At 69.8% G+C, this 26,499-nt stretch carries 22 protein-coding genes; 8 read left to right on the plus strand and 14 right to left on the minus strand.

Annotation, left to right across the window (positions count from 1 at the left end):
- Positions 1 to 7 precede the first annotated feature (7 nt).
- From ACIQLK_RS01145 to ACIQLK_RS01180, 8 genes are all read right to left on the minus strand, one after another.
- A complete protein-coding gene (locus tag ACIQLK_RS01145) occupies positions 8 to 1,114 on the minus strand; it encodes a glycerate kinase (RefSeq protein ID WP_400362217.1) in 1,107 nt (368 codons plus the stop codon).
- A complete protein-coding gene (locus ACIQLK_RS01150) occupies positions 1,111 to 2,154 on the minus strand; it encodes a LacI family DNA-binding transcriptional regulator (protein ID WP_400362219.1) in 1,044 nt (347 codons plus the stop codon). The genes ACIQLK_RS01145 and ACIQLK_RS01150 overlap by 4 nt, the downstream gene beginning before the upstream one ends.
- 74 nt (positions 2,155 to 2,228) lie before the next feature.
- Positions 2,229 to 3,050, minus strand: a complete 822-nt coding sequence (locus ACIQLK_RS01155) for an ABC transporter ATP-binding protein (protein ID WP_400362221.1) — start codon at positions 3,048 to 3,050, stop codon at positions 2,229 to 2,231.
- Between the two features lie 6 nt (positions 3,051 to 3,056).
- A complete protein-coding gene (locus ACIQLK_RS01160) occupies positions 3,057 to 4,076 on the minus strand; it encodes an ABC transporter substrate-binding protein (RefSeq protein WP_400362222.1) in 1,020 nt (339 codons plus the stop codon).
- 26 nt (positions 4,077 to 4,102) lie between these two features.
- Positions 4,103 to 4,954, minus strand: a complete 852-nt coding sequence (locus tag ACIQLK_RS01165) for an ABC transporter permease (RefSeq protein ID WP_400362224.1) — start codon at positions 4,952 to 4,954, stop codon at positions 4,103 to 4,105.
- A 98-nt stretch (positions 4,955 to 5,052) separates the two neighbouring features.
- Positions 5,053 to 5,922, minus strand: a complete 870-nt coding sequence (locus ACIQLK_RS01170; protein WP_400362226.1) for a sugar phosphate isomerase/epimerase family protein — start codon at positions 5,920 to 5,922, stop codon at positions 5,053 to 5,055.
- Positions 5,919 to 7,121: a dihydrodipicolinate synthase family protein gene (locus tag ACIQLK_RS01175; protein WP_400362228.1), complete on the minus strand. Its 1,203-nt coding sequence runs from the start codon at positions 7,119 to 7,121 to the stop codon at positions 5,919 to 5,921. The genes ACIQLK_RS01170 and ACIQLK_RS01175 overlap by 4 nt, the downstream gene beginning before the upstream one ends.
- A 3-nt stretch (positions 7,122 to 7,124) precedes the next feature.
- Positions 7,125 to 8,252, minus strand: coding sequence for a Gfo/Idh/MocA family protein (locus ACIQLK_RS01180; RefSeq protein WP_400363836.1), 1,128 nt, complete (start codon positions 8,250 to 8,252; stop codon positions 7,125 to 7,127).
- Between the two features lie 408 nt (positions 8,253 to 8,660).
- On the opposite strand from ACIQLK_RS01180, the gene ACIQLK_RS01185 reads away from it, so the two are divergent.
- The 5 genes from ACIQLK_RS01185 to ACIQLK_RS01205 are packed head-to-tail and all read left to right on the plus strand — an operon-like array spanning position 8,661 to position 16,545.
- Positions 8,661 to 9,926, plus strand: coding sequence for an ABC transporter substrate-binding protein (locus tag ACIQLK_RS01185; RefSeq protein WP_400362230.1), 1,266 nt, complete (start codon positions 8,661 to 8,663; stop codon positions 9,924 to 9,926).
- A gap of 22 nt (positions 9,927 to 9,948) precedes the next feature.
- Positions 9,949 to 10,899 carry a carbohydrate ABC transporter permease gene (locus tag ACIQLK_RS01190; protein WP_400362232.1) on the plus strand — a complete coding sequence of 317 codons (951 nt, stop codon included), beginning with the start codon at positions 9,949 to 9,951 and terminating at the stop codon, positions 10,897 to 10,899.
- Complete coding sequence (locus ACIQLK_RS01195) at positions 10,893 to 11,786, plus strand: carbohydrate ABC transporter permease (RefSeq protein WP_400362234.1); 894 nt, start codon at positions 10,893 to 10,895, stop codon at positions 11,784 to 11,786. Before ACIQLK_RS01190 ends, ACIQLK_RS01195 begins: the two co-directional genes overlap by 7 nt.
- Complete coding sequence (locus ACIQLK_RS01200) at positions 11,786 to 14,845, plus strand: alpha-mannosidase (RefSeq protein ID WP_400362237.1); 3,060 nt, start codon at positions 11,786 to 11,788, stop codon at positions 14,843 to 14,845. Before ACIQLK_RS01195 ends, ACIQLK_RS01200 begins: the two co-directional genes overlap by 1 nt.
- Positions 14,842 to 16,545 (plus strand): hypothetical protein, encoded by a 1,704-nt coding sequence (locus ACIQLK_RS01205; protein ID WP_400362238.1) that lies wholly within the window; start codon positions 14,842 to 14,844, stop codon positions 16,543 to 16,545. Before ACIQLK_RS01200 ends, ACIQLK_RS01205 begins: the two co-directional genes overlap by 4 nt.
- Here the strand turns inward: ACIQLK_RS01205 and ACIQLK_RS01210 are convergent.
- The 6 genes from ACIQLK_RS01210 to ACIQLK_RS01235 form a co-directional block, all read right to left on the minus strand.
- Positions 16,523 to 17,203, minus strand: coding sequence for a hypothetical protein (locus ACIQLK_RS01210; protein ID WP_400362239.1), 681 nt, complete (start codon positions 17,201 to 17,203; stop codon positions 16,523 to 16,525). The genes ACIQLK_RS01205 and ACIQLK_RS01210 overlap by 23 nt on opposite strands.
- Before the next feature lie 2 nt (positions 17,204 to 17,205).
- The gene (locus tag ACIQLK_RS01215; protein ID WP_018187507.1) at positions 17,206 to 18,141 is read right to left on the minus strand and encodes a carbohydrate ABC transporter permease; all 936 of its coding nucleotides are present in this window, start codon (positions 18,139 to 18,141) and stop codon (positions 17,206 to 17,208) included.
- Complete coding sequence (locus ACIQLK_RS01220; RefSeq protein ID WP_400362241.1) at positions 18,138 to 19,130, minus strand: carbohydrate ABC transporter permease; 993 nt, start codon at positions 19,128 to 19,130, stop codon at positions 18,138 to 18,140. Before ACIQLK_RS01220 ends, ACIQLK_RS01215 begins: the two co-directional genes overlap by 4 nt.
- A 70-nt stretch (positions 19,131 to 19,200) precedes the next feature.
- Positions 19,201 to 20,487: an ABC transporter substrate-binding protein gene (locus ACIQLK_RS01225; protein WP_400362242.1), complete on the minus strand. Its 1,287-nt coding sequence runs from the start codon at positions 20,485 to 20,487 to the stop codon at positions 19,201 to 19,203.
- A 223-nt stretch (positions 20,488 to 20,710) separates the two neighbouring features.
- Positions 20,711 to 21,604 carry a hypothetical protein gene (locus ACIQLK_RS01230; RefSeq protein WP_400362244.1) on the minus strand — a complete coding sequence of 298 codons (894 nt, stop codon included), beginning with the start codon at positions 21,602 to 21,604 and terminating at the stop codon, positions 20,711 to 20,713.
- Complete coding sequence (locus tag ACIQLK_RS01235; protein WP_400362246.1) at positions 21,601 to 23,376, minus strand: ABC transporter ATP-binding protein; 1,776 nt, start codon at positions 23,374 to 23,376, stop codon at positions 21,601 to 21,603. Before ACIQLK_RS01235 ends, ACIQLK_RS01230 begins: the two co-directional genes overlap by 4 nt.
- 193 nt (positions 23,377 to 23,569) lie before the next feature.
- Between ACIQLK_RS01235 and ACIQLK_RS01240 the strand changes: the two genes are divergently transcribed.
- The 3 genes from ACIQLK_RS01240 (at position 23,570) to ACIQLK_RS01250 (ending at position 26,458) form a co-directional block, all read left to right on the plus strand.
- Positions 23,570 to 24,055, plus strand: coding sequence for a fluoride efflux transporter FluC (locus ACIQLK_RS01240; protein WP_400362248.1), 486 nt, complete (start codon positions 23,570 to 23,572; stop codon positions 24,053 to 24,055).
- Positions 24,052 to 24,435, plus strand: coding sequence for a fluoride efflux transporter CrcB (gene crcB / locus ACIQLK_RS01245; protein WP_400362250.1), 384 nt, complete (start codon positions 24,052 to 24,054; stop codon positions 24,433 to 24,435). Before ACIQLK_RS01240 ends, crcB begins: the two co-directional genes overlap by 4 nt.
- 64 nt (positions 24,436 to 24,499) lie before the next feature.
- Positions 24,500 to 26,458, plus strand: coding sequence for a DUF6807 family protein (locus tag ACIQLK_RS01250; protein ID WP_400362252.1), 1,959 nt, complete (start codon positions 24,500 to 24,502; stop codon positions 26,456 to 26,458).
- Positions 26,459 to 26,499: the final 41 nt, after the last annotated feature.

Consider the following 26,499-nt stretch of genomic DNA (forward strand, 5'->3'; position numbering starts at 1 on the left):
CGCCGCGTCAGGCTCGCCGGCTCGCGAGGGTCCGACCGGCGTCCCGCAGCCACCGCTCCGGGTCGGCCATCGACGCCGCGGCGCTCCCGGCCAGCTCGGTCAGCGAGATCGCGTGCGCGAAGCCCGATGAGTCGGCATCCGCTCCGATCCGACCCGCGACGACCGCCACCGGTACCGACCGCGACGCCGCCAGTCCGCCGACGAATGCGGGAACCTTCCCCGCCGCCGACTGGCCGTCGAACGACCCCTCCCCCGTGATGACGAGGGATGCCGCCCCCACCGCTCCGGCGAGATCGACGAGCTCGGCGACCCGTTCCGCCCCCGGGACGAGATCCGCGCCCCAGGCGGCGAGCGCGAATCCCGTCCCGCCTGCCGCGCCCGCACCGGGGAGGAGCGGATCGGCGGCACCGGCGTGACGCGCGATGCACGCGGCGTACCGTTCGAGAACACCGTCGACGAGTTCGACGTCGGCAGCAGTGAGCCCCTTCTGCGGCCCGAACACAGCTGCTGCGCCCGACGGCCCGGTCAGCGGATTCGTGACATCGCTGAGGACCGTCACCCCGCCGGGCGGGAGGGCGCGCAGGCGGGTGAGATCGATCGCCGAGACGGCGGCGAGTCCGCGGGCTCCCGCGGGGACATCGCGTCCGTCGGCGTCGACCATGCGTGCGCCCAGGGCGCGCAGCATCCCGCTGCCGCCGTCGGTCGAGGCCGACGAACCGATGCCGAGGACGAGTCGGGCGACACCGGCGTCGAGCGCCGCGGCGATCGCCTGCCCGAACCCCGTCGTGTCGGCATCCCACGGCAGTCGGTCCTCGCCGAGGAGCTCGATCCCGCTCGTCGACGCGAGCTCGACCACACCGGTGCCGTCCGGCAACAGGAGCCACGACGCGTCGACGGCGGTGCCGCGGGGACCGCGGACGCGCACCGGGCGTCGCTCGGCGCCGGGCACGGCTGCGGCGAACGCGTCGAGCGTCCCCTCACCCCCGTCGGCCATCGGGCGCAGCACGATGTCCGCCCCGGGGTCGGCGTCACGCCAGCCGGCGGCGACCGCGGCCGAGGCGGCGGTCGCGGCGACGGAACCCTTGAAACTGTCGAGCGCGACGACGATGCTCATGCGCGCGGCGGGGTGCTCTCGCGCAGCAGCACCTCGAGTCTCAGGTTGTCGGGGTGCGACTCCCATTCGGCATCCGTCGCCGCGCGAAACGCCTGATAGCCGACCTCTTCGAGCGGGACGCGCACCGTCGTGAGGGCGGGGGTCACGTCGCGGCTGGTGGGGATGTCGTCGAATCCGGCGAGCGCGATGTCCTCGCCCGGCGTCCGGCCCGCGGCGCGGATCGCCGTGAGCGCGCCGATCGCGACGACGTCGCTGATGCCGACGACGACGGTGCCGGTGTCGACGCCGTCGTCGAGCGCGCGCGTCATCGCCTCATAGCCCGCTTCGCGGGTGAACCCGCCGCGGTAGACGCGCGGGTGCCCGCCGCCGGCTCCGGTGAACCCGGCGGCGAAGCCGTCGACGCGGGAGTCGCTCGTGGCCGCCCCCTCCTCCGCGGCGAGGACGACGGCGTCCCGGTACCCGCGCTCGACGAGCGCGCGTCCGAGCGCCTCGGCACCGCTGCGGTTGTCGATCACCAGCGCGCGCACGTTTCCTGCGCCCTCGCCGAGAGCGACGACCTGACCGCCCATTCCGCTCAGGAGATCCAGTTCGCGCGTCAACTCGGTCGGCGGCCCCGCCGTCGACCGCGACGCCGCCAGGATCAGCCCCCGCGGGCGCTGACCGCGCAGGGCACGGACGAGTCGGACCTCGCGCTCCGGATCGCGCTCCGTGATCGCCACCGTCACGACGAGGCCAGCCTCATCAGCACCGCGGGCGACGCCCGAGGCGATGAGCCCGAAATAGGGGTCAGCGATGTCGGCCACCAGCAGGGCGATGATTGCAGCCGTTCCGCGAGCGGTCGCCTGCGCCGACAGGTTCGCGGTGTACCCGAGCCGTAGGGCAGCCTCTTCTACTCGCTCCCGGTAGGAGTCGGCGACTTTGCGGGTCGAGCCGTTGAGGGCGCGCGAGGCTGTGGCGAGCGAGACGCCCGCCTCGCGAGCGACGTCGTCGAGCGTGACCGCGCCGGCCGGCGCGACTCGACGCAAAGTGCGGTCGGTCATGGTGCGATCCTAGGCCGGGTCGGTCGTGGCCCTTTCTGCCGGACCGGCGACGGCCCCGATGGCGTAGCCACGCGTCAGTCTGCCTCCACCGTCGAACCGAGCAGCGTGCGCACCCGTGAGGAGACTCGGTGGAATTCCGGATGCTCCATCACAGCCGTGTATGACCGCTCGCGCTGCAGGGGTACATCGTGCTCCTCGATGATGCGTCCCGGACGTGGACTCATGACGACGACGCGGCTCCCGAGGTAGACCGCCTCAGCGACGGAGTGCGTCACGAGGAGCACCGTGATGCCGGTTCTCGCCCAGATCCGGTTCAGCTCCACGTTCATGCGCTCACGAGTGAGCGCATCGAGCGCGCCGAACGGCTCGTCCATGAGCAGCACCCGCGGCTGGTGCAGCAGAGCTCGACAGAGCGCGACGCGCTGCTGCATTCCGCCGGAGAGCTCGTGAGGCAGGGCTCGCTCGAACCCCGTGAGGCCCGTCATCTCGATCAGCTCGTCGGCGCGCTCACCCGCGCGCCGCATGTTCATGCCGCGCATCTCGGCCTGCAGCAGGATGTTCCCGCGCACGCTCCGCCACTCGAGCAGGGCTGCACGCTGGAAGACGTAACCGATGTCCTGGCGCGGACCCCGGACCTCGTCACCGTTGAGCTTGATGGAGCCTCGACTCGGGGTCGCCAGGCCGGCGACGGCCTTCAAGAGCGTCGACTTGCCGCATCCCGAGGGACCGGCGATGGAGATGAATTCGCCTTCCGAGACGGTCAGGCTGACATCCTCGAGCGCCGAGACCTGTCCTCGCTTCGAGGCGAACGTGATGGCGAGGTCCGCGACGTCGAGCACCGCACGCCCCTCCCCGACGGTCCGCGTCGCCGCGGCGGGTGTCGCTTCATGCGTCATGGCGCCTCAGCCCTTCGGAGCGACGTCAGCGTCGAAGTAGTCGCCGAGAGGCTTGCCGCCGTCGATGAGGCCCGCAGAGGAAAGAACCTTCAGCGTCGCGGTCCAGTCCTCCTCCGCGTCGACCCCGGGTGCCCGGCCCTTCGACGCGTCGGTGTTGAGGAGTTCTGTCGTCTCCTGCCACTGGTGGAGGAGAACGTCTGCGTCGGGCATCTGCGGGTCCTTGCCGTCCATCGCACCGACGGCAGCCTCAGGGTCCGCCACGGCGGCGGCGAAGGCCTCCGATGTCGCTTCGGCCATCTCTTTCACGAGGTCCGGGTCGTCAGCGATGGTCGACGTGTTGGCGACGAGGCCATTGCTGTAGAAGTTGAGGCCGGCATCCGAGTAGCGCAGGTAACGCACTTCCTTCCCGCTGCGGGCGGCGATGGTCGGACCCTGATCGTGGGCGAAGCCGATGAGACCGTCGACCCGGCCCGACAGCATGGCGGCGACTTTGCCCGCAGCGTCGAGGTTCTGCTCTTTCACATCTGCTTCGGAGAGCCCCTCGGCCTCGAGGTAGAGCGGGAAAGTCGTCGTGGGCGCGTCACCTGCGGACACGGCGATCGTCTTGCCGACGAGGTCGGCGGGAGTCTCAATGCCGGAGTCGGCGAACACCTGCACAGCAGAGGGGGTGGTCTGAAGGAACACGCCGACGCTCTTGATGGACACACCGCTTTCGATGTTCGCCAGGACGGCCGGAGTGTCCGCCCAACCGAAATCGACCTGCCCCTGGCCCACAGCCTGCGCCGTCTTCGTCGATCCCTGACCGGCTTGGATCTTCAGGTCGATTCCGTGCTCCTTGAAGATCCCCTTCTCGACGCCGTAGTAGAAGGGAGCGTGCTCACCGTACGGGTACCAGTTGAGCATCAGCGTGACGGGGGTGAGCCCCTCACCGCCGCTCTGCGGCTGGCCACCGCCGCTCGCGCAACCGGAGATCGCCAGGGTGGCTGCGGCGGCCGCAGCGGCGAAACCGAGAAGTGACTTCTTCATTGAAACTCTCCTTCTAGAGGGGGTGGTCAAAGTCGCACGGTCGAAGCGGCGACGGTGCGCTTCGAGGCGTGCCACGGGATGAGGAACCGTTCGGCTATCTGGATGACGGCGAACAGGAGGACGCCCAGGAGGGACATGATGATGAGCGCGGCGAAGAGCATCGCTGTGTCGAGATTTCCGTTCGCCTGGAGGATCACGTAACCGAGCCCCTCGTTGGCGCCCACGAACTCACCGACGACGGCGCCCGTGACGGCAAGGGTGGCCGCCACCTTCAGACCCGACAACAGCTCCGGGAGCGCCGCCGGCAGGCGGACCTTCAGGAACGTGCGAGCCTTGCTCGCCCCCATCGTCGACGTGAGCTGCAGGATTTCGGGGTCGACTGAGCGGAGACCTGCAAGACCCGAGATGACGACCGGGAAGAAAGCCATCAAGACGGCGACGAGGATCTTCGGCTGAGGGCCGAAGCCGAGCCAGACGACGAAGAGGGGCGCAATGGCGATTTTGGGGATCACCTGTGCGAAGAGGATGACGGGGTACAGCGTCTGCTCGGTGCCACGGGAGTAGACCATCGCAACGGCCACCATCAACCCGACGATCACGGCGATCGCGAACCCGACGATGGTCTCGTAAGTCGTCACCCACGTGTGCTGAGTCAGGTAGGCGGCATTGTCGGTGAACGCCGCCAGCGTGTCGGCCGGGGAGGGGATGATGAACGGCGGCACCCATTCGAGCGACGTCGCGACCCACCAGAGCGCGAGGACCGCAACGACGAAGGCGAGGGGATGCCAGTTCCGCCCGAACCATCGCACGATCGAGTTCGACTCGCCACGCTCATCGGCGTTCGCGATTGTCATCGTCGCCGTCGCCTGTGCACTCATGCTGGTACATCCTTAACGTCATCGTTAAACGGATGGGAAAGCGCCTTCCCGCGAGAAGCCTATGGGCGCCTCATCCCCCTGTCAACGCGGAAAGAGCCTCAGCCGCCGAGGAACGGCGACACGGATGCCGCGAATCCCTCGGCCGTCCGTCGCACCGCCTCGAGCGGCTCGGTGGCCCACACGTCGGCGTTGAAGATCTCGACCTCGACGTCGCCCGTGTAGCCGGTGTCGGCGACCGCGCGGGTGAGGCCCGCCAGGTCGATGACGCCGTCGCCGGGGTAGTGACGACCGAGCAGGACGTCCGCGGGGAGCGGCGTCTTCCAGTCGCACACCTGGTACGTCGCGATGCGGCCCTCGCGGCCGGCGCGCTCGATCGAGTCGAGGACGTCGGGGTCCCAGAAGATGTGGAAGGTGTCGACGGCGACGCCCACGACGGACGGATCGAAGTCCGATGCGAGGTCGAGCGCCTGCCCGAGGGTCGACACGACGCACCGGTCGGTGGCGTACATCGGGTGCAGCGGTTCGATCGCGAGCGTGACACCGGCCTCAGCGGCGTGCGGCGCGAGCTCGCCGAGGGCGTCGCGCACCCGCTCGCGGGCGCCGACGAGGTCGCGGGAGCCAGCCGGCAGGCCGCCGGCCACAAGCACGAGCACGGCCTCCGAGCCGGGAGCGCCGGCGGCCGCGAGCGTCGCCGCCTCGTCGATGGCGACGAGGTTGTCGTCGATCGAGGCGCGTCGCTCGGGGCCCTCGGGCATGGTGAAGAAGCCCGATCGGCAGTGCGTCGAGAATCGCAGGCCCGAATCGGTCAGCATCGACGCCGCGGTCGCGAGACCGACCTCCTGCACCGGCTCACGCCACAGACCGATCGACTCCACGCCCGCCTCGGCCGTCACGCGGAGAGCCGTCGCGAGGTCGGCGTGCTTGATCGTGCCCTGATTGATCGACAGGCGCGGGTCGACGGCGCTCACGCGTCGAGACCGTTCAGTCGCAGCATCCCGTTCCACCGCTGCGCGGCGAGCTCGGGGCGCTCGAAGGCCTTCGCGTCGTTCGCCAGCTCGACGATGCGCGAGAGGTGCGGAAGGCTGCGCGCGGAGTGCAGACCGCCCACCATCTGGAACGCGGGCTGGTGCCCGTTCAGCCAGGCGAGGAACGCGACGCCCGTCTTGTAATAGAAGGTCGGCGCCGCGAAGATCTGCCGCGACAGCGCCTCAGTGGGTCCGAGCACCTCGAGGTACCGCGCCGGGTCGTTCGCGTCGAGCGCCTGTATCGCGGCGGAGGCGACCGGCGTCAGCGCGGCGAACGCGCCGAGCAGAGCATCGGAGTGCTGCCGAGCGGATGCCGGGTCCCGCGGCGGCTGCGGCGCGTCTGGCACGTCCGCGCCCCCGATGAGGCCGACGTAGTTGAAGTCGTCGCCCGTGAACATGCGCACCGACTCCGGCAGACGCTCGCGGACGGAGACCTCGGATGCTGCGTCGAGCAGGCTCATCTTGACGCCCGCGACCTTGTCGACGTTCGCCTCGATGACCTCCAGCAGCACGGCGGAGGCCGTCTGCCAGTCGGCGGCGCCGAAGTAGCCGGCGAGCTGCGGGTCGAAGGCCGTGCCGAGCCAGTGCAGAACCACGGGCGTCGACGCCCGCGACAGCACCGCGTCGTAGACGCGGCGGTAGTCATCGGCGCTCTCGGCGACCCGAGCCAGGTGACGGGAGGCCATCAGGACCGGACCAGCACCCTGCTCCTCGGTGAAGTGGAGCTGCTCGAGGTAGGCGGAGACGACCTCGTCGAGCGTGATCCGCTCCTCGTCGACGTGGTCGGTGTTCACGCCGACGGCGACGGAGCCGCCCTCCTCACGGGCGACCTCGGCGGAGCGCGAGATCAGCTCGCGTGTGGCCGCGGCGTCCAGTCCCATGTTCCGCTGTGCGGTGTCCATGGCGTCGGCGACGCCGAGACCCCACGAGTACACGTTGCGGCGGAAGTCGAGGGTCGCGTCCCAGTCGATGTCGGCCGGCTGGCCCGGGGTGTTGTCGGCGTGCGTCTTGGGCACGACGTGCGCGGCCGCGTAGGCCACGCGGCTGCGCAGCGGCCCCTCGGGGCGCGTGTACCCCGAGGTGTCGACGAGCGGGACGCGGCGCAGCGCGCCGTCGCCCGAGAGCAGGGTGAGGTCGGTCATCGGTCAGTCCAGCGACAGCGCGTCGAGCTCGATCTTGCGGCCCTCGCGGCTGGAGCGAAGCCCCGCCTCGGCGAGCTGCACGCCGCGGGCGCCGGCGAGGAGGTCGAACTCGTAGTCGGTGCCCAGAGCGTACGAGACGAGGAACTCCTCCCACTGCTGACGGAAGCCGTTCATGAAGACGTCGTTCACCGGGACGTTCTGCCAGTCGGCGTCGTAGTCGTGGGTGTCCTCCAGGTCGGGGTTCCACACCGGCTTGGGCGTCGCGTTGCGGGGCTGGATCTTGGCGCCGAACAGGCCCACGACGGCGGAGCCGTGCGTGCCGTCCACGTGGAACTCGACGAGCTCGTCGCGGTTCACGCGGACGGTCCACGACGAGTTGATCTGAGCGACGACCCCGCCCTCGAGCTCGAACACGCCGTATGCGGCGTCTTCGGCGGTCGCGGTGTAGTGCTCGCCCTTCTCGTCCCAGCGGTCGGCGATGTGCACCGCCGCCTGCGCGTAGACCGAATCGACCTTGCCGAAGAGGTTCTCGAGCACGTAGTTCCAGTGCGGGAACATGTCGACGATGATGCCGCCGCCGTCCTCGGCACGGTAGTTCCATGAGGGACGCTGCGCGGGCTGCCAGTCGCCCTCGAAGACCCAGTAGCCGAACTCGCCGCGGACGGAGAGGATGCGACCGAAGAAGCCGGAGTCGATGAGCCGCTTGAGCTTCTGGAGGCCCGGCAGGTACAGCTTGTCGTGGACGACGCCGGTCTTGACCCCGGCCTCGGAGGCGAGCTTCGCGAGCTCGAGCGCCTCTTCGAGCGACTCGGCCGTCGGCTTCTCGGTGTAGATGGTCTTGCCTGCGGCGATGGCCTTGCGGAGGGCCGTCGCGCGCGCCTTCGTGACGAGAAAGTCCGCGTAGATCTCCCAGCGGGGGTCTGCGAGCGCGGCGTCCAGATCGGTCGTGTAGTCCTCGATGCCGTGCTTCGCGGCGAGCTCGGCGAGCTTCGCCTCGCTGCGGCCGACGAGGAGCGGCTTGACGGTGACCTTCGACCCGTCGGGCAGTTCGATGCCGCCCTGTTCGCGGATCGCGAGGATCGAGCGCACGAGGTGCTGGCGGTAGCCCATGCGGCCCGAGACGCCGTTCATGATGATGCCGATCTCGCGGACGGCGGGGGCGGCGGGAGCCGCTGCCGGAGCGGGTGCGGTGATGGTCGTCTCTGACACGGTGTGGTCCTTGTCTGTTCTGGCGTGCAGTGCCGGCGCGGCCGTCGGATAGCGCCGACGGCGATGGGTAAGCGCTTTCCCCCAGTGTGGCATCGAGGACCCGATTGCGCAACAGCCGCATGATTCGTGCGATCGAGGCGGTCCGGGCGATCATGGATCAGGCGGTTGTCGCAAAGACGTTACATACCCGACACAGGTAAGCGCTTGCCGTGGCGGGTGTCCCCGGTTACCTTATGAGCACCCCTTGTCATGACATGCCGACAAATGCTCGGCACCACCCGCTCATGACTCACCCCGCGCTCATCGAGGAGCGCATGCGAAGGAGAAGCAGTGAAGAGTTCCCGCACCATCCGGTCCGCCGCCGTCATCGCCGCCGCGGTGGGCGCACTCGTCCTGGCCGGCTGCTCGTCATCGCCCGGCGGCGACAGCAAGGACGTCACCCTCGAGTTCGTGCAGTCCGGTGACGCCGCCCAGGGCGGCGGCTACGCCATGCTCGCCAAGAAGTACGAGGAGGAGACCGGCGTCAAGGTCAAGATCGTCGAGGTTCCGAGCGACGACCTCCGCACGCGCCTCCGGACCGCCTCGCAGGCCAACGACCTCCCTGCCCTCGCCGCGGCGCCCGACGCCGACCCGGCGTGGACCCAGCGCATGCTCGACCTCACCGACATCGCCGAGGAGGCCAAGGTGCTTCCGGCACTGCGCGTCGAGGACCCCGAGGACGGCAAGGTCAAGGCGCTCCCGACGACCCTCACGGGCGTCGGCATGTTCCTGAACAAGACCCTCTGGGACGAAGCCGGCGTCGAGTACCCGACCTCGCTCGACCAGAAGTGGACCTGGGACGAGTACGTGCAGAAGGCCACCGAGGTCGTCGACAAGACGGATGCCGAGTTCGGTGCTGTCATGGACAGCTCGGCGCACCGCCTGCGCGCGTTCATGTTCGAGTTCGGCAGCCAGGGCGTCACGAAGCAGGCCGACGGCACCTGGGCCCTCGACGAGGCCGGCAAGAAGGCCCTCGAGTACTTCAAGAAGATGAACGACGACGGCTTCATGCCGAAGGCTGTCTGGGCTGCCGGTGACGACCCCAGCGCCACCTTCAAGAGCGGCCGCGTCGCCGGCTACATGTCGGGCGTCTGGCAGATCGCCGACTTCCAGGCCAACATCAAGGACTTCGAGTGGATCTCGGTCCCGCTCCCGCAGCAGCCGGTGCGCTCCACCAACTACGGTGCCGCGTCCTGGATCGTCGCATACGACGGCACGGGCGTCGAGAAGCAGACCCTCGACTTCGTGAAGTGGATGTACCAGCCGGAGAACTACAAGGAGTACTGCGAGATCTCGGGCTGCCTGCCGGCGGTCGAGGATGTCGACATCACGTACGCGAAGGACGCCTACGCGTTCGACCTGTACAACGGCGAGATCGCCGAGTCGCCCGAGATCGCGGCACGTCAGACCGTCGACGGCCTGAAGAACAGCTACACCGGTCTCGCGATCGACAGCGAGCCGCTGAAGGACGAGACGATCAAGTACCTCAACGGCGAGCAGGACATCGACCAGACGGTGAAGGCCATCGACACGGTCTCCACTGAACAGATGAAGTAACCCCGCAGGGAACCACACACGCATGACTGCAACCATCACGCCGGACGCCTCCGCCCCCACGGCGGGGGCGCCCGGCGCGCCCTCCCCCCGCCGCAAGCGCGCCTTCGGCCGGTACCGGATGGCGCCGTTCCTCTTCACGGTCGTCACCGCCGCCCTGTTCGCCCTGTTCTTCCTGTGGCCGGGCGTCCTCGGACTGTCGTACTCGCTGACGGACTTCCGCGGCTGGGGCGACGCCAACTTCGTCGGTCTCGACAACTACGGCAAGCTCCTCAGCGACCCGAGCTTCTACTCGGCCCTCGGCCGCACGTTCGTCTTCGCACTGTTCTCGGTGCCCCTCAGCTACGCGCTCTCGCTCGCGATGGCCGTCGCGATCAACGCGACGCACGCCCGCGGCAAGACCGGCGCGCGCATCATCTTCTTCCTCCCCTGGCTCGTCTCCCCCATCGTCACCGGCGTCATCTGGCGCTGGATGTTCGGCGAGAGCTTCGGATTCGTGAACTTCGTGATCGGCATGCTCGGCGGCGACCGGGTGCCCTGGTCCTCGAACGCCGACCTGTCGCTGTTCGTCGTCATCGTGGCGTCGTCATGGGGCGGCGCGGCGTTCAACATGCTGCTGTTCGTCGCCGCGCTGAACAACGTCCCGAAGTCGTACTACGAAGCGGCTGAGCTCGACGGCGCCAACGGCTGGCAGCGCTTCCGCAGCATCACGCTGCCCTCCATCGCCCCCACGTCGGTTCTCGTGATCCTCCTGTCGACGCTCGGGCACATGAAGGAGTTCGCGCTCATCCAGTCGCTCAACGGCGGTGGCCCCGGAACGCAGAACCGTCTGATCGTCCAGTACATCTACGAGACCGGCTTCAAGCAGTCCGAGATCGGCTACGCGAGCGCGGCATCGATGGTCCTCCTGGTGATCCTCATGATCATCGCGATCATTCAGCTGCGCATCAGCCGGAGGAGCAACAACTCATGGTGACCACCTACGCCATCACCGTCCCCGACGAGAAGAAGCGAGAGCGCTTCGAGCGTCGCCGCCGGTCGAAGAACCTTCGTCGCCGCGCAGTCGTTCCCACCACCATGCTGTGGGTGCTCGCGCTGCTCATGCTGTTCCCCCTGGCGTGGTTCCTGCTCTCGTCCTTCAAGCCGGGCAGCGAGCTCTTCAGCTACCCGCTGTCGTTCTTCCCCAAGGAGTGGACGCTCGGCGGCTACGAGGCGGCGCTCGAGCGCATCGACTTCGCGCGCTACTTCCTGAACACGGCGATCGTCGCGACGGTCACGACCGTCCTGACGGTCTTCCTGTGCGCGACGACGGGCTACGCCCTCGCGAAGTACAAGAACCCCTGGCTGAGCGTCCTGGGGCTCTTCATCCTCTCGATGACGATGCTGCCGGGCGAGGTCATCCTCAACCCCATGTTCATCGTCATCCGCGACCTGGGGCTCTACAACCAGCTCGCCGGTGTGATCATCCCCTCGATCGTCACCCCGACCGGCGTGTTCATGTTCCGCCAGTTCTTCATCACGATCCCCGACGAACTGATGCAGGCGGCGCGCATCGACGGCGCCAGCGAGTACGGCATCTTCTTCCGGATCATGCTTCCGCTGGCGCGCCCCATCGCGCTGACGCTGGCGATCATGTCCTTCCAGTGGCGCTGGAACGACTACATCTTCCCGCTCATCATCCTCGGCGACCCCGACCAGTTCACGCTGCAGATCGCACTGCGTGCGCTGGTCGGCGCGGAGAACATCGAGTGGACCATCCTGTTGGCGGCATCCGTGCTGTCGATGATCCCGCTGGTCGCGCTGTACCTCGTGTTCCAGAAGTACGTGACCTCATCGAACATCAACGCGGGGCTGAAGGACTGATGCACTCTCGGGACCACCTCGTCCTGGAACGCGTCGACCGCTTCGTCGGGGAATACCTCGACCGCGCCGTCGTCGCCGACCGCACCCCTCTTCAGGTCTCCGCCTGGCAGGTCCCCGACGAGGGCGACCTGCCGGGCGAGCCCGTGTCTGTGGAACGGATGCGGCAGAGCGCCGCGTTCGCTCCGGTCGACCCCGGCCACCGCTGGGGACGCGCGTGGGGGACGACGTGGTTCACCGTCGAGGGCGCGGTGCCCTCGGAGTGGGCGCGCCGCCCGGGACGCATCGAGCTGTCGCTGGACCTCGGCTTCTCGCAGGCCAAACCCGGGTTCCAGTGCGAGGGCCTCGTGCGGACGCCCGACGGCGCCGTCGTGAAGGGCCTCGAGCCGCGGAACCACCACGTCCCCGTGACGAGTGGGCCCGGCGAGCAGTTCTCGTTCACGGTCGAGGCTGCCGCCAACCCGGACCTCTCCGGCGGCGACGACTTCAGGAGCCCGCTCGCCTTCGGCCCCACCCCCCTCGGAGACCCGGCGACGGCGGGCGCGGATTCGCTGTACCGCCTCGGACGGATGGAGCTGCGCCTCGTCGACGAGACCGTGGAACGCCTCCGCCGCGAGGTCATCGTCCTCGTCGGCCTCGCCCGCGAACTCGTCGACTCCGACCCGCGCCGGGCGCGAATCCTCGACGGTCTCGAGCGCGCGCTGTACGCGGTCGACCCCGACTCGCCCGCGGACGGCGCGAATGCGGCCCGTGGCATCCTCGCACCGCTGCTCGCCGCACCCGCTGCGGCATCCGCTCATCGCATCGTCGCGACGGGCCACGCGCACATCGACTCGGCGTGGCTGTGGCCGAGCCGCGAGACCGTGCGCAAGGTCACCCGCACGTTCGCGAACGTGCTCGAGCTCATGGATGCCGACCCCGACGCCGTGTTCGTCAGCTCCGCCGCCCAGCACTTCGAGTGGGTCCGCCGCAGCGACCCCGCTCTTTTCGAGCGCGTGAAGGCACGCGTGGCCGAGGGCCGGTTCATCCCCGTGGGCAACATGTGGGTCGAATCCGACGTCAACATGCCCTCGGGTGAATCGCTCGCACGTCAGCTGCTGACCGGCACGCGCTTCTTCGAGGAGCACTTCGGCGCGCGCAGCGACGTCGGTTGGCTGCCGGACTCGTTCGGGTTCCCCGCCGGCCTTCCCCAGCTGCTCCGCGGTGCCGGACTCGAGTGGTTCTTCACGCAGAAGATGTGCTGGAACGACCTCGACACGATGCCCCACCACTCCTTCGTGTGGGAGGGCCTGGACGGCTCCCGGATCTTCACGCACTTCCCGCCGAACAACACGTACAGCGGCGATATGCGGCCCACCGAGCTCGCGCGGAGCGTGCGCAACTTCGCCGACCACGCCGCGAGCACCCGATCCCTCATGCCCTTCGGCTTCGGCGACGGCGGCGGCGGACCCACGCGCGAGATGATGGCCGACGCCCGCCTGCAGGCCGACCTCGAGGGCTCCCCCGCGGTCGCCTTCGGCACGCCTCGCGAGTTCTTCCTCGACGCGGCCGCCGAACCCACCGACCCGCCGGTCTGGTCGGGCGAGATGTATCTGCAGTTCCACCGCGGCATCTTCACGTCGCAGATGCGGACCAAACGCGGCAACCGCCGCAACGAGGCACTCCTCGTCGAAGCGGAGCACTGGAGCGCGGCGGCCACGGTGCGACGCGGCATCCCTTATCCCGCGGCCGAGCTCGAGGAGCTCTGGCGCGAGGTCCTGCTGCTGCAGTTCCACGACATCCTCCCGGGCAGCGCGATCGCCTGGGTGCACCGCGAAGCCGAGCGCTCGCATGCAGAGACGACGGCGCGGCTGGAGCGCATCGTCGCGGATGCCGTCGCCGCCCTCGCGGGCGACGGTTCGCAGCGTCTGGCGCTCAACCCCGGCTCGGCACCCGTCGCTGCGATCCCCGCCGGCGGTTCGGGGCCCGCGCCCGTTCCCGCCGCGGTCTCGGCCGAGCCGGTCGACGACGGATTCCGGCTGCGGTCCGACCTCATCGACGTGCACGTCGGCCCCGACGGCACCCTCCGGAGCGTCGTCGAGCTCGCCACGGGGCGCGACCTCATCCCCGCCGGTCACCGCGGCGGCCTTCTGCAGCTGCACGTCGATGCACCCTCGAAGTGGGATGCGTGGGAGCTCGACGCCTCGTACCGGCTGGCGACGACCGACGTCGACGGCGGCACCGCGGAGCTGGTCGACGGCGTCGTCCACGTCGTCCATCCGCTGCCGAACGGGACCGTCGAGCAGTGGATCGACATCCATCCCGAGGGCGGCGCCGTGCGCATCCGAACCCGCGTGGACTGGCACGAGCGGCACCGCCTGCTCAAGCTCGCCTTCCCCGTCGCCGTCCACGCCCAGGACGCGGCCTATGAGACCCAGTTCGGGCACGTCCGCCGTCCCCTGCACACGAATACGTCGTGGGACGCGGCGCGCTACGAGGTCTGCGCGCACCGCTGGGTGCACGTCGGCGAGCCCGGGACCGGTGCCGCGATCGTGAACGACGGCATGTACGGTCACGACGCGACGCGTTCGAGCGACGACAGCGGCACCGTCACGACCGTGCGGCAGTCGCTGCTGCGCGCGCCGATGTTCCCCGACCCCGACGCGGATCAGGGCGTTCACGAGTTCACGTCGGTCTTCGCGCCGGCCGAGACGACGACGGATGCCGCACGCTGGGGCACGATCGTGGGCTCGCCCCTGCGCGAGGTCACCGGCGCGGAGCCGGTCGAGCCGCTCGTGACGAGCTCTCACGAGGGCATCGTGGTCTCGGCGGTCAAGCTCGCGGCCGACGGCAGCGGCGACCTCGTCGTGCGGGTGTTCGAGCAGCGCGGTGCCCGCACCGGCGGCATCCTGCACCTTGACATCCCCACCTCGTCGCTCGAGGTCTGCGATCTCGTGGAGACCCCGGGGCGCGGCCGCACCGACGCCGCGTCGCTGATCGACGACCGCGCCGTCGCCCTCGACCTGCGCGCCTTCGAGGTCGTCACCCTGCGCGTCCGCCTGCAGAATCCGGAGCAGTCATGACCCCGTCCGGCACCGCCACCGACGACACCGACACGTTCGTCGCGGAGGTGATCGCCGCGGCGGACGCCGAGGCCGCCGCCCTCCTGCAGGCGTCGACCGACGTGTCGCTCGCCCCGCTCGGACCGCACCGCGAGTCGATGCGGCGCGCGAAGCTGCTGGTCGCCGTCTTCCTCGAGCAGGCCTCCGCGTTCGCGGGCGACTCCGCCGTCGTGGCCCTCGCCGAGGAGTACGCGGCGATCCTGCACGACCTGCAGTCGCCGACGGGCCTGTTCCTCGGCGGCGACAACGTCGAATCCCCGCCCGACACCGGCTTCACGATCAATGACGTGGGCGACATCCTCGAGCTCGCCCGCCGCTCCGGCGACTCCCGACTCGACCGTGTCGCCGAGGTGCTCGGTGGCATCGCCGACCGCGCCGCGCCCGCCCTGCTCGCGGGCGGTGTCCACACCCCCAACCACCGCTGGGAGCTCAGTGCGGCGCTCGTCCGCCTGCACCGGCACAGCCCCGACCCGCGGCTCGAGGCGCGGGCGCGCGAGTGGCTCGCGGAGGGCATCGACATCGACGCCGACGGCCTGTACTCCGAACGGAGCGTAAACTACGCCGTCTACGTCTCGAACCCGTCGCTCCTGGTCATCGGGGACGTCCTCGGCCTCCCCGAGTTGCACCGGGTCGTCGAGCGGAACCTCGCCGCCACCCTCGGGCTCGTCCATCCTGACGGCTCGCTCGAGACCGTCCACTCGCGTCGTCAGGATCAGCGCGAGACACGGTTCCCGCTCGCGCCGTACGCCCTGCACTACCGGCGTCTCGCCCTCGAGACGGGACGCGCTGACTTCGCGTGGGCGGCGCGGGTCGCCGCATCCGCTCCCGTCATCGACCCGCAGACGGCCCTCGCCGACATGATCCTGCACCCCGCGCTGCGCGACCCCCTTCCCGCGGCCGAGGCTCCGGCCGAGCGTGCGCGCCTCGCGTGGCCGGTCTCGGGACTCGTCGTCGACCGCACCCCCGAACGCTCGCTCGTCGTGTTCGGCGGGTCGGACTACGCCGTCGCGGGGCGCATCCGCTCGGGCCTGGCGAGCAACCCGACGTTCCTTCGCCTGTTCGCCGGCGACGCCATTCTCGACTCGGTCCGCCTCTCACGGCACTTCTTCGGCCTCGGTCCGTTCCGCGCCGACGAGATGACCGTCCGGGACGATCGGATCGTGCTCGAGGAACGGCTCTCCCCCGCCTACTTCGGACCCCTGGATGCCGCGCGTCGCCGTCCGGACGGCGACTACCGCGTCGTCGACGAGGGTCGCTTCTCGGCCGCGATGTCGTTCGACGAGCGCCCGCGCCACGAGGTGTCGCTCCACACCCGCATCGACGTCGTTCCGACGGAGGACGGCGTGGGACTGACGATCGAGACCGACGGCCCGATCTGCGCGTGGAGCCTCGAGCTCGCGTTCCGCCCCGGCGGCGCGTTCGACGGCGTCGACACGAAAGCGGACGGCACGGCTCTCCTCACCGACGGGACCGCACGGTACGTCGTCGGCGACGACGTCCTCGAGATCGGCCCGGGAACGGGCTCGTCCGCACCGGCGGCGTACCTCCCCGGCGAGGACTACGACTACCTGGGCGGCACCGACGCCCTCGGCGGTCCGCGTCTCTACGTGACCGGGACGACACCCGGTCGGGCCACGGTCACCGTTCGTCGCGTGCGCTGACGCGGCGCTGCCGCTCCGGGACCGCGACGACGGCGAGCACCGCGCAGCCGAGCGCAGCCGGCAGCAGGGGCGGCAGCATCCACGTCAGGATCACGACGAGCGCGACGGCCGCGACGTAGAAGACGAGCCCTCGCAGGTCGCTGCGGACGATCGCGGGCACGCTGCGCACCGCGCCGCGCCAACCGCGTCGCGGGTCCCACGCGCCCGCCGCGATCAGCAGCCCGACGGCGAGGACCGCGAGGCCGGTCCAGCCGACGGCCTCGATGACGGCACCGCCGGGCAGGAATCCGGATCGCGCGAGATCGATGTCGATCATCAGGACGACGGCGATCACCGCGGCGATGAGCCCGACGACGCTGCCGCCCGCGATCCCGGCGCGCACATCGCGCCAGAACAGGCCGAGCCGTGAGTCCTCCGCTGCGATGTACCGGGCCAGGTGACGGATGCCGGCCGCCAGCGCGATGGGCAGGGTCGCGACCAGAACACCCACGAGCACGACGAGCAGCCCTACGAGCAGCACCTCGCCGAAGAGCGCGAATTTCGCGGCCGCGCCGGGGAAGCGGGACGGAGCCCGTTCCTCGAGGACCGGGCCGCTGCCGGAACGGTCGGCGCGCACCGCGGCACGCGCCGCCCGCCGATCCGCTCGCGTCGTGACCATCGTCAGCCCTTGAGCCCTTGCGTCGCGACGCCGTCCACGAGGAACCGCTGGAACACCAGGAAGAACAGCAGCACCGGGACGAGCGCGAGGAAGGAGGCCGTCACCGTCGCGCCGAAGTCGCTCGTCGACGACTGGTCGTTGTAGAGGCGCAGGGCGATCGGGAGCGGATAGTTCTCCGGGCTCGTCAGGTAGAGGAGCGGCCCGAGGAAGTCGTTCCACGACCAGATGAAGGCGAAGATCGCGCAGGTGATCAGCGCGGGCTTCACGAGCGGCAGGATGATCGCCCAGAAGATCCGAACGTGCCCGGCGCCGTCGATGCGGGCCGCCTCGTCCATGTCGCGCGGCATCTGGCGCATGAACTGCACGAGCAGGAAGACGAAGAACGCCTCGGTGGCGAGGAACTTCGGCAGCACGAGCGGCCAGAACGTGTCGACCAGGCCAAGATTGTTGAACAGGATGTACTGCGGGATGATCACGACGTGGAACGGCAGCAGCAGCGTGCCGATCATCGCGGCGAAGAGGATGCCGAGTCCCTTGAACTGGATGCGGGCGAACGCGTAGGCAGCGAGCGCGCTGGAGAACACGGTCCCGACGACGGCGAGGACCGCGAGGATCAGCGAGTTGCCGAAGAACTGCCACAGCGGCACGCCGGCGATGCCGTCGAAGACCTTCAGATAGTTGTCGAACGTCGGCTGCTGCGGGATGAGTCCGGGGTTCTGACCGAACTCCGAGTTCGGCTTCAGCGTCGAGATGCCGAGCCACACCAGCGGGTACAGGACGAGGGCGGTCAGCGCGATCAGCACGACGAGCCAGATGACCGTCTGCCAGGTCTTGCGCTTCACGCGCCGACGACGGGGCGGGGCGGCGATCGTCTGCTGCGCGGCGAAGACCGGGGTGGATGCCGCGCCCGAGGTCGTGGCGACGTTGGAGGTGCTCATCGGTTGTCTCCGGCGTAGTGCACCCAGGAGCGCTGGGTGCGGAAGAGGATGAAGGCGATGATCGCGACGACCACCAGCAGGACCCAGGCGATGGCGGCGGCGTAGCCCATCTGGCCGTCGCTGAAGCCCCGCTTGTAGAGGTAGATCGTGACGAAGTTCGTCATACCGGCGGGCCCGCCGGAGCCGTTGGAGATGATGTACGCCGAGGCGAACACCTGGAAGGCGCCGATGAGGCCGAGCAGCAGGTTGAAGAAGATGACCGGCGACAGCATCGGCAGGGTGACCGCACGGAAGCGGTACCAGGGCCCGGCGCCGTCCATCTCGGCCGCTTCGTAGAGCTCCTTGGGCACCTGCTTGAGCCCGGCGAGGAAGATGACCATCGTCGCGCCGAACTGCCAGATCGACAGGATGATCATGGCGGGCAGGACGAGGCTCGGGTTTCCGATCCATCCGCCGAGGTCGATGCCGATGGCTGAGAGCGACGAGTCGACGGGCCCCTCCGAGCCGAACATCGCGCGCCAGACGATCGCGACCGACACCGATCCGCCGATGAGCGACGGCGCGTAGAACGCCGAGCGGAAGAAGCCGGCGCCCTTGTCGCGGTAGTTGAGCAGCATCGCCACGAGCAGCGCCGCGATCAGGGTGATCGGCGTTCCGACGAAGACGTAGATCAGCGTGATCTGCGCCGACTGGATGAACTGCGGGTCGTTGGTGAACAGGCGGATGTAGTTGTCGAGCCCGATCCAACGGGGAGGCGTGAAGATGTTGTACCGCGTGAACGACAGGTACAGCGAATACCCCATCGGGATGATCGTGAGCCCGAAGAAGCCGAGCAGCCACGGGACGAGGAACCCGTAGCCCGCGAGCGTCTCTTTTCGGGCGCGTGAGCGCTGGGTCGGACGGCTGAGATTCTCGGGCTTGCGCGTGTTCGCGAGTGCGCGACGCCGCTTGTCGCCGGTGACGATGACTCTCGTCGCGGTGGTGCTCACGGGCTGCTCCAGGTGTCGGGGGGGGACGGTGCGGGGTCCGGATGCCGCAGCATCCGGACCCCGCGATCGGTCACGAGTTGAGGGCGACGTCCATCTCGGTGAAGAACTGCGAGACGGCGTCATCGACGGTCATGGTGCCGAAGTTGAGCTCGACACCGAGCTGGCGGAACTTCTCTTCGAGGGTGCCATAGCCGACGATCGGGACGGGAGGTGCGTCGCCGAGACGATCGGCGATGGACTCCTCGTAGGCCTTGACCTGCTCGCTGAGCGGGTCGAGGTCGGCGGCGGCAAGCGCCGTCTCGGACGCGGGGAGGCCGCGGTTGGTGCCGAAGATCTCACCGGCCTCGGGAGAGTTGACCAGGAAGTTCACGAGCGTTGCCGCCGCCTCGGGGTGGTCGGTGTTGGCCGCGATCGAGTGCAGCATCGAGGGCTTCAGGTAGAGGTCCTTGGCGCCTTCCTTGGTGACCGGGGGTGCGACCAGGCCGAGCTCCGTGTAGCCCTCGCCCAGGTTGCCGAGGTAGCCGGCGCCGAAGTTGTCCCACGTGAGCTCGCTGGCCGTCAGGGCCGTGTCGAAGCCGCCGAGAGGCAGAACCTCTTCGACGTCCTGCTGCGGGATGCCGATACCGTCACGGATCGACTGACCCTCTTCCCAGAACGCCTTCAGGCGCGCCTCGTCGAAGCCGGGCTTGCCGTCCTCGGTGAAGAGGTTGCCACCCTCGGAGCGGAGCTGGAGTTCGAAGTTCTGGATGCGGCCGGTGTAGTCGCCGCCACCCCAGTACTCTCCGCCACCCGCATCGGTGATGGTCTTCATCCACGCGGTGTAGTCGTCCCAGGACCCGCCGGGGAACTCGTCGGCGCCGGCCTTCTCGAGCAGGACCGGGTTGGTGAACAGGCCCCACGCGTTGGTGGAGGTCGCGATGCCGTAGGTCGTGTCGTTGACCTTGCCGACGTCGAGGATGTTCTGCGGCAGCGGGTCGGTCTCGATGATGCCGCCCAGGTACGGGTCGAGGTCGAGAAGCAGCCCGTTCTCGGAGTACTGACGCAGGTAGGAGTAGTCGAACTGCATGACGTCGGGCAGGTTCTTGCCCGCCGCCTCGGTCTGCCGCTTCTCCCAGAACTCGGGGAAGGCGAGGAAGCTCGTGCTCACCTCGATGTTGGGGTACTTCTCGTTGAACGCGTCGATCGCCTTGTTGTAGAGATCGGCGCGGACGTCGTTGCCCCAGAAGGCGAGGTCGAGCGACACCTTCTCGTCGGGGTCGTAGGTACCTGCCGGTTCCGGCGAGCCGGCGCAGCCGGCCAGGGCGATGACCGACCCCGTCGCGAGTGCGACGGCGGCGAGTGCTCGTTTGCTGAACATCTTTGTCCTCTCTCGAACGTCCGTGTTGCGAGTGCTGTCGGACGCGGTGGCCCGTGATTGCGGCTTCCATCGGTGCCGTGGGCGATGCCCACAGGAAAGCGCTTGCCATGACAGTAGCGAGAATTGAAACGTTTTTCAAGAGGTACCTGTTACCGGTCCCAGGCTCCATCGTACGGGTCCACGGGGTCCCGGAATCAGGCTGTGCGCGCGGGTGCTGGCCGGATCAGGCGACGACGAGCTCGCCGTCCCGGACGACCAGCTCGACACGCAGGACGGCGCAGCGACGTTCGTCGGGCACACCCGGGTGGGTGAAGAAGTAGAACCACACGCGTTCCGCGTCGCGGACCGGCGCCCCGTGGTGGCCGAACCCCCGGATCGGACCCGTGCCCGCGCCCAGGATGACGGCATCCGCTCCGCCCTGGCGATGCCACGCGATCGCATCGCTCGAGCGGTAGACGCCCATGCCGCGCCACTCGTCGACGATCATCCACCAGTAACCGCCGAGCTCGAACACCGTCGGACCTTCGTGCGGCCGTCCGCCGATCGCAGTGCCGGCCGATTCCCATGAGGCCAGGTCCTGCGAGACCGCGACCTTCGTGACCGAATCGGCGGCTTCATCCTTGTACCAGAGCCGCCACCGCCCGTCGGGAGTGCGGGCGACTCCCGCGTCGATGACCCGATCGCTGTCGAGGGCGAGCGGACCGATCCGGTGCCACCGGCTCAGGTCGGCGGAGCGATACTCGACGATGTGGCGCGCGTGCCCCGGCCACCGGTCGGGGATCCCGTCGATCTCGGTCAGGTACATCCGCCAGAGGTGCCCGTCGAAGACGACCTCGGGCGCCCAGTGCGTGCGATCCGTGCGCGCGGGCGGGCCCGCGGCATCCACCTGCAGTCCGTCGGCGGCCGGCTCGAGGGTTCCGACGTACGACCAGCGGATGCCGTCGGACGAACGTGCGACGCCGATGCGGCTCCCGTGCACCCAGGCGACGCCCGGCCCCGGGTCGGGGTGGGTCGCGCGGCGCTGGGTGTAGAACATCCACCAGTCGCCGGGACCGCTGATGACGACGAGCGGATCGGTCGCGCCGTCGTACACGGGGTCGCGGTAGACCTCGATCATGCGAGACCCGCCTGCGTGAGGTGCAGCTGCGCATACCGGCCGCCGTGCTCGAGGAGTTCCTCGTGCGATCCACGTTCGACGATCTCGCCGCGCTCGAGGACGACGATGACGTCGGCCTGCCGGACGGTCGAGAGCCGGTGCGCGACGACGAGGGTCGTGCGCCCCGTCATGAGGCGACCGAGGGCATCCTTCACGAGTTCCTCCGATTCGGGGTCGAGGGCGCTGGTCGCCTCATCGAGCAGCAGGATGCGCGGATCGCGGATGAGCGCCCGGGCGATCGCGAGCCGCTGGCGCTGACCGCCCGACAGACGCGCGCCGCGTTCGCCGACGACGGTGTCCCACCCCTGCGGCTGGTCCTGCACGAACGCCCACGCGTTCGCGTCGCGGAGTGCCCGCTCGATGCGGGCGTCGTCGATGTCACCGAGGCCGTACGCGACGTTCTCGCGGATGGTCCCCTCGAACAGGACGGACTCCTGGGGCACGACCGAGACGAATCTGCGGACGGTGCGCAGGTCGAGCTCCTGCATGTCGTGGCCGTCGAGGAGGATGCGCCCTCCGGTGGGACGGAGGAAGCCGAGGATCAGGTTGAGCATCGTTGACTTGCCCGAGCCGGACGACCCGACGAAAGCGACGGTCGCGCCGGCGGGGATGCGCAGGTCGATCTCGTGGAGGGCGTCCTCGCCGGCACCGGCGTAGCGGTGCGAGGCGCGCGCGAGCACCAGGTCTCCCGTGACGGCGTCGACGCGGCGCTTGCCGGCGTTCTGCTCGAGGTCGGGGTCCTGCAGCACCTCGGCGATCGAACGGACCGACTCCAGTCCACGGGCGCCGACCGGGATGAGCATGAGCAGCTGCGTGAGCCCCTGGGTGAGCAGCGTGAAGTACGTCGACAGCAGCACCACTTCACCCGGGGTGATCGGCAGGATGCCGGTGAGCGAGAACGTCGCGGCGAGCACGAGGCATCCCACTCCCAGGAGCTGCATCGCGACCCAGGACACGGATGCGACGTGGCCGTTGAGCATGTCGAGGTGCAGTCCCGCGCGACGGACGCCGTCGGCGCCGGTCGCGACGCGCGTGACGGCGGTCTGCTCGAGACCGTGCGCGCGGGTCACCGGGATCAGCGAGGCCATCTCGCCGACGCGGGCCGACAGGGTCTCGACCTCGCGGCGGAACGACGCGTTGCGCGCGTGCGACCGGCGGCGCATCGCGTAGCGGATGCCGATGGCGATCGGCACGGCGAGTGCGTACACCGGCAGGAACGCGGGGACGGCGATCGCCGTCATCGAGATCGCGCCGATCATGACCATGGTCGCGGACAGGAGCGGATGCGTGACCTGCTGCAGCATGAGCTCGACGTTCTCGACGTCGCGGACGACCTTCGTCTGGACGATCGACGAACTGATGCGCGTGTGATAGCCGATCGACAGGCTCTGCAGCCGCTCGGCAAGGGCGTTGCGGAGGTCTGCGCCGGTGTCGCGGACGACGGTCATGAAGCTGCGCGTATAGAGGATGTGGTTCGGATAGTTCTGCAGCAGGAGGACCGCCGCGAGCACGAACCACCACATGACCTGAGCCACGTCGCCGCGGCCGGCCACGACATCGATGACCGCGGCCGTGATGACCGGCAGGAACCAGAGCGGGATCTCCTTCGCCGCGAACGCGAGGACGGCAACCGTCATCCGTCCCGGCCGACGAGCGAGCAGACGCAGCACCGACCGGGCGGGACGGTCGCCATCGATGAGGCCGTCCAGATGGGAAAGCGTTTTCCGCGTCATGTGTCCATCGTAGGCGCGAGGGTTCTGAGCCGGAACCCCCTCGCGCCGGTTCCGGGGACCCGGGATGCCGCCACCCGCGATCCCAGCGACCGGACGCGTCCCCGGAACCCCGCGCCGCACAGACCGCGAACGGATGCCGCGCACGCCCGGGTCTATCGTGGAACCGCCCGTACGCCCACGACCCCGGGAACCGATGACCACGCCAGCACCCGCGCACGACCCGCACGGCGAACTCCCGGTCGACGGCGACGCGGCGCCCAGGCCGCCTGCACACCTCGCCTGGTCGTCGATCCTGCTCGTCCTCGTCGGCGGGACCGTCGGGACCGCAGCCCGCGAAGCGCTCTCGCTCGCGATCCCGGCGATCGGCGGCATCCCCGTCGCGATCTTCGCGATCAACATCGGGGGCGCCCTCTTCCTCGGCGCTCTCCTCGAGGGGCTCGCCCGTCGCGGCCCCGACACCGGCCGTCGGCGCGGGCTTCGGCTGCTGCTCGGGACCGGCTTCGCAGGCGGCTTCACGACCTACAGTGCCCTCGCGGTCGACACCGGCCTGTTGTCGACCAGCGGCGACGCGCTGGCCGGCATCGCCTACGGGGTCGCGACCCTCGTCGTCGGCGCGCTCGCGACGGTGGCGGGCATCGCCCTCGCCGCCGCGCGCTGTCGAGAATCGGCCGGTCGATGACGCCGTTGCTCTTCGTGGTGCTCTCCGTCGCGGGCGGGATCGGCGCCGCGCTCCGCCTCGTCGTCGACGGCGCCGTGAGAGCCCGCGCACGCACGACCTTCCCGATCGGGACGCTCCTCATCAACGTGTCGGGCTCGCTCGCGCTGGGCTTCGTGACGCAGCTCGCCCTCGGCGGCATCCTCGACGATGCCTGGCGACTCGTCGTCGGGACCGGGCTCTGCGGCGGCTTCACGACCTTCAGCACGGCCAGCTTCGAGACGGTGCGCCTCGTTCAGGAGCGCCGGTACACGCTGGCTGCGGTGAACGCGGTGGGGATGCTGGTGGCCGCCGTCGGGGCGGGGCTGCTCGGCATGCTTCTCGGCCGAGTCGTCGGTGGATGACGACGGGACCGCGCACGGGAAAGCGCTTGCTGGCATACTCGAAGCAGCCGACGAAGGAGTCCCCGTGACCGTCCCCCGACGAACCCGCATCGTCCTCGCCGGAGCCCAGGGCTTCGGCACCGTCCACCTCGAGAACCTGCGCCGCCTCGGCGACCGGGTCGAGCTGGTGGCCGTCGCCGACCCGACCCCCGTGCCGCCCGAGAACCTGCCGTCGGGCACGCAGGCCTTCGCCTCGCTCGCCGACGCGCTCGACGCCTCCGACGACATCCACGTCGTGATCGTCGCGACGCCACTGCACACGCATGCCGCCCTCGCGGGTCTCGTCGTCTCGCGCGGCATCGACCTCTACCTCGAGAAGCCGCCCGTGCTGTCGTCGGCCGACTTCGCCGTGTTGGCGGATGCCGCCGCGGCGACCGGCGCGCGCGTCCAGGTCGGGTTCCAGAGCCTCGGATCGCTCGCGATCCCCGCCCTCGTCGCCGACGAGTTCGGCCTCGGACCGATCCAGGCGATCGGCGCCGCGGGGCTCTGGTGCCGCGACCTCGCCTACTGGTCGCGCAGCCGCTGGGCGGGCCACCGCACCCTCGACGGCTTCCCGGTTCTCGACGGCGTCGTGGCGAACCCGCTCGCTCACGCCACCGCCACGGCTCTCGCCGTCGCACAGTCGACCTCCGCATCGGACGTGAACCAGGTCACCGCCGACCTGTACCGCGCCAATGCGATCGAGGGCGACGACACGAGCGTCATCCGCCTGTCGACCGGGCGCGGCATCCGCGTCACCTCCGCCCTGACCCTGTGCGCCGAGCAGGATGAGGACCCGTACGTCCTCATCCGCGGCACCCGCGGATCGGCGAAGTTCTTCTACACGGAGGACGTCGTCGAAACCGCCGATCGCCGCGTCGAGTTCGGCCGGATCGACCTCGTGGAGAACCTGCTCGACCATCGCGACCACGGCACGCCGCTGCTCGCGCCGCTGCACGAGACGGGTGCGTTCGTCCGTGTGATGGATGCCGTCGCCGACACCGAGCCCGTCGCGATCGACGCGACCCACGTGACCTGGAACGACGCGGGCCCGTCGCCGCGCGCCGTCATCAGGGACGTGCGCGACGCGGTCGAGCGGGCGGTGGATGCCGAGGCGACCTTCTCCGAGCTGCACCTGCCGTGGGCGGCGAGGACCGAGCCCGCCGTGCTGGCCGACCTGGCGACGCCCGGTGAGCCGCGGCATCCGGTCGCCGCCCTCGTCGACGGCGCGGACGTGACCCGCTCGTCGAGCCCGCGCCCCTACCTGCACCCGGTGCGCACTCCCGGCGGTGTGGTCGTGTCGGACACGCATCCCGCCGACCACGACTGGCACCTCGGCATCAGCGTCACGCTGCAGGACGTCTCGGGCGTGAACTTCTGGGGCGGCCGCACCTACACCCCCGGGCGGGACTACGTATGGCGCGACGACCACGGACGCATCGTCGCGACGCGCGTCGAGGGGGCGGCATCCGCTCTCGACGCCGAGTTCGCGTGGATCGGCCGCGACGGCGCGCACATGCTGACCGAGGAGCGCCGGATGACGGTGGCGGATGCCGGGCCCGCCGCTACCGCGATCGATCTCACGTTCTCGCTCGCGACGCGGGCCGGCACGCTGCACCTCGGCGGACCGGGCAGCAACGGCCGGGTCGGCGGCGGCTACGGCGGACTCGCCTGGCGGCTGCCCGCCGCCACCGACGTCGACGTCCGGACCGCGACGGCGCGGGGCGAGGACGCCGTGCACGGCACCGTCGCTCCCTGGCTCGCCTGGTCGGCGGAGTTCCCGACCGGCACGGCGACCGTCGCGATGGCACCGCTCGACGAAGCCTCGGCCGCGGATCCCTGGTTCGTCCGGGTCGCGGGCTACCCGGGAATCGGCGCCGCCCTCGCCTGGGACCGAGCGGTCACCCTGGCGCCCGGCATCCCCGTCTCGCGCTCGTACCGCCTGCTCGTGGCCGACGGCCGCCTGCCGGACGCCGAGGTCGTCGCCGCCCTGCGTCTCGCCTGAACCGCGCAGCGAGGGTGCGTGCCGGGACCGGCGCGCGCGGC

The organism is Microbacterium sp. NPDC091382, assembly GCF_044757025.1.
GTDB lineage: Bacteria > Actinomycetota > Actinomycetes > Actinomycetales > Microbacteriaceae > Microbacterium.

Bases quoted from the DNA above. Each gene is read 5' to 3' on its own strand.
- ACIQLK_RS01195 (WP_400362234.1), top strand. From the start codon at position 10,893: ATGGTGACCACCTACGCCATCACCGTCCCCGACGAGAAGAAGCGAGAG.
- crcB (WP_400362250.1), top strand. From the start codon at position 24,052: ATGACGCCGTTGCTCTTCGTGGTGCTCTCCGTCGCGGGCGGGATCGGC.
- ACIQLK_RS01155 (WP_400362221.1), bottom strand. From the start codon at position 3,050: ATGACGCATGAAGCGACACCCGCCGCGGCGACGCGGACCGTCGGGGAG.
- ACIQLK_RS01235 (WP_400362246.1), bottom strand. From the start codon at position 23,376: ATGACGCGGAAAACGCTTTCCCATCTGGACGGCCTCATCGATGGCGAC.
- ACIQLK_RS01200 (WP_400362237.1), top strand. From the start codon at position 11,786: ATGCACTCTCGGGACCACCTCGTCCTGGAACGCGTCGACCGCTTCGTC.
- ACIQLK_RS01230 (WP_400362244.1), bottom strand. From the start codon at position 21,604: ATGATCGAGGTCTACCGCGACCCCGTGTACGACGGCGCGACCGATCCG.
- ACIQLK_RS01205 (WP_400362238.1), top strand. From the start codon at position 14,842: ATGACCCCGTCCGGCACCGCCACCGACGACACCGACACGTTCGTCGCG.
- ACIQLK_RS01160 (WP_400362222.1), bottom strand. From the start codon at position 4,076: ATGAAGAAGTCACTTCTCGGTTTCGCCGCTGCGGCCGCCGCAGCCACC.
- ACIQLK_RS01145 (WP_400362217.1), bottom strand. From the start codon at position 1,114: ATGAGCATCGTCGTCGCGCTCGACAGTTTCAAGGGTTCCGTCGCCGCG.
- ACIQLK_RS01240 (WP_400362248.1), top strand. From the start codon at position 23,570: ATGACCACGCCAGCACCCGCGCACGACCCGCACGGCGAACTCCCGGTC.
- ACIQLK_RS01180 (WP_400363836.1), bottom strand. From the start codon at position 8,252: ATGAACGGCGTCTCGGGCCGCATGGGCTACCGCCAGCACCTCGTGCGC.
- ACIQLK_RS01215 (WP_018187507.1), bottom strand. From the start codon at position 18,141: ATGAGCACCTCCAACGTCGCCACGACCTCGGGCGCGGCATCCACCCCG.
- ACIQLK_RS01210 (WP_400362239.1), bottom strand. From the start codon at position 17,203: ATGGTCACGACGCGAGCGGATCGGCGGGCGGCGCGTGCCGCGGTGCGC.
- ACIQLK_RS01165 (WP_400362224.1), bottom strand. From the start codon at position 4,954: ATGAGTGCACAGGCGACGGCGACGATGACAATCGCGAACGCCGATGAG.
- ACIQLK_RS01150 (WP_400362219.1), bottom strand. From the start codon at position 2,154: ATGACCGACCGCACTTTGCGTCGAGTCGCGCCGGCCGGCGCGGTCACG.
- ACIQLK_RS01225 (WP_400362242.1), bottom strand. From the start codon at position 20,487: ATGTTCAGCAAACGAGCACTCGCCGCCGTCGCACTCGCGACGGGGTCG.
- ACIQLK_RS01190 (WP_400362232.1), top strand. From the start codon at position 9,949: ATGACTGCAACCATCACGCCGGACGCCTCCGCCCCCACGGCGGGGGCG.
- ACIQLK_RS01175 (WP_400362228.1), bottom strand. From the start codon at position 7,121: ATGACCGACCTCACCCTGCTCTCGGGCGACGGCGCGCTGCGCCGCGTC.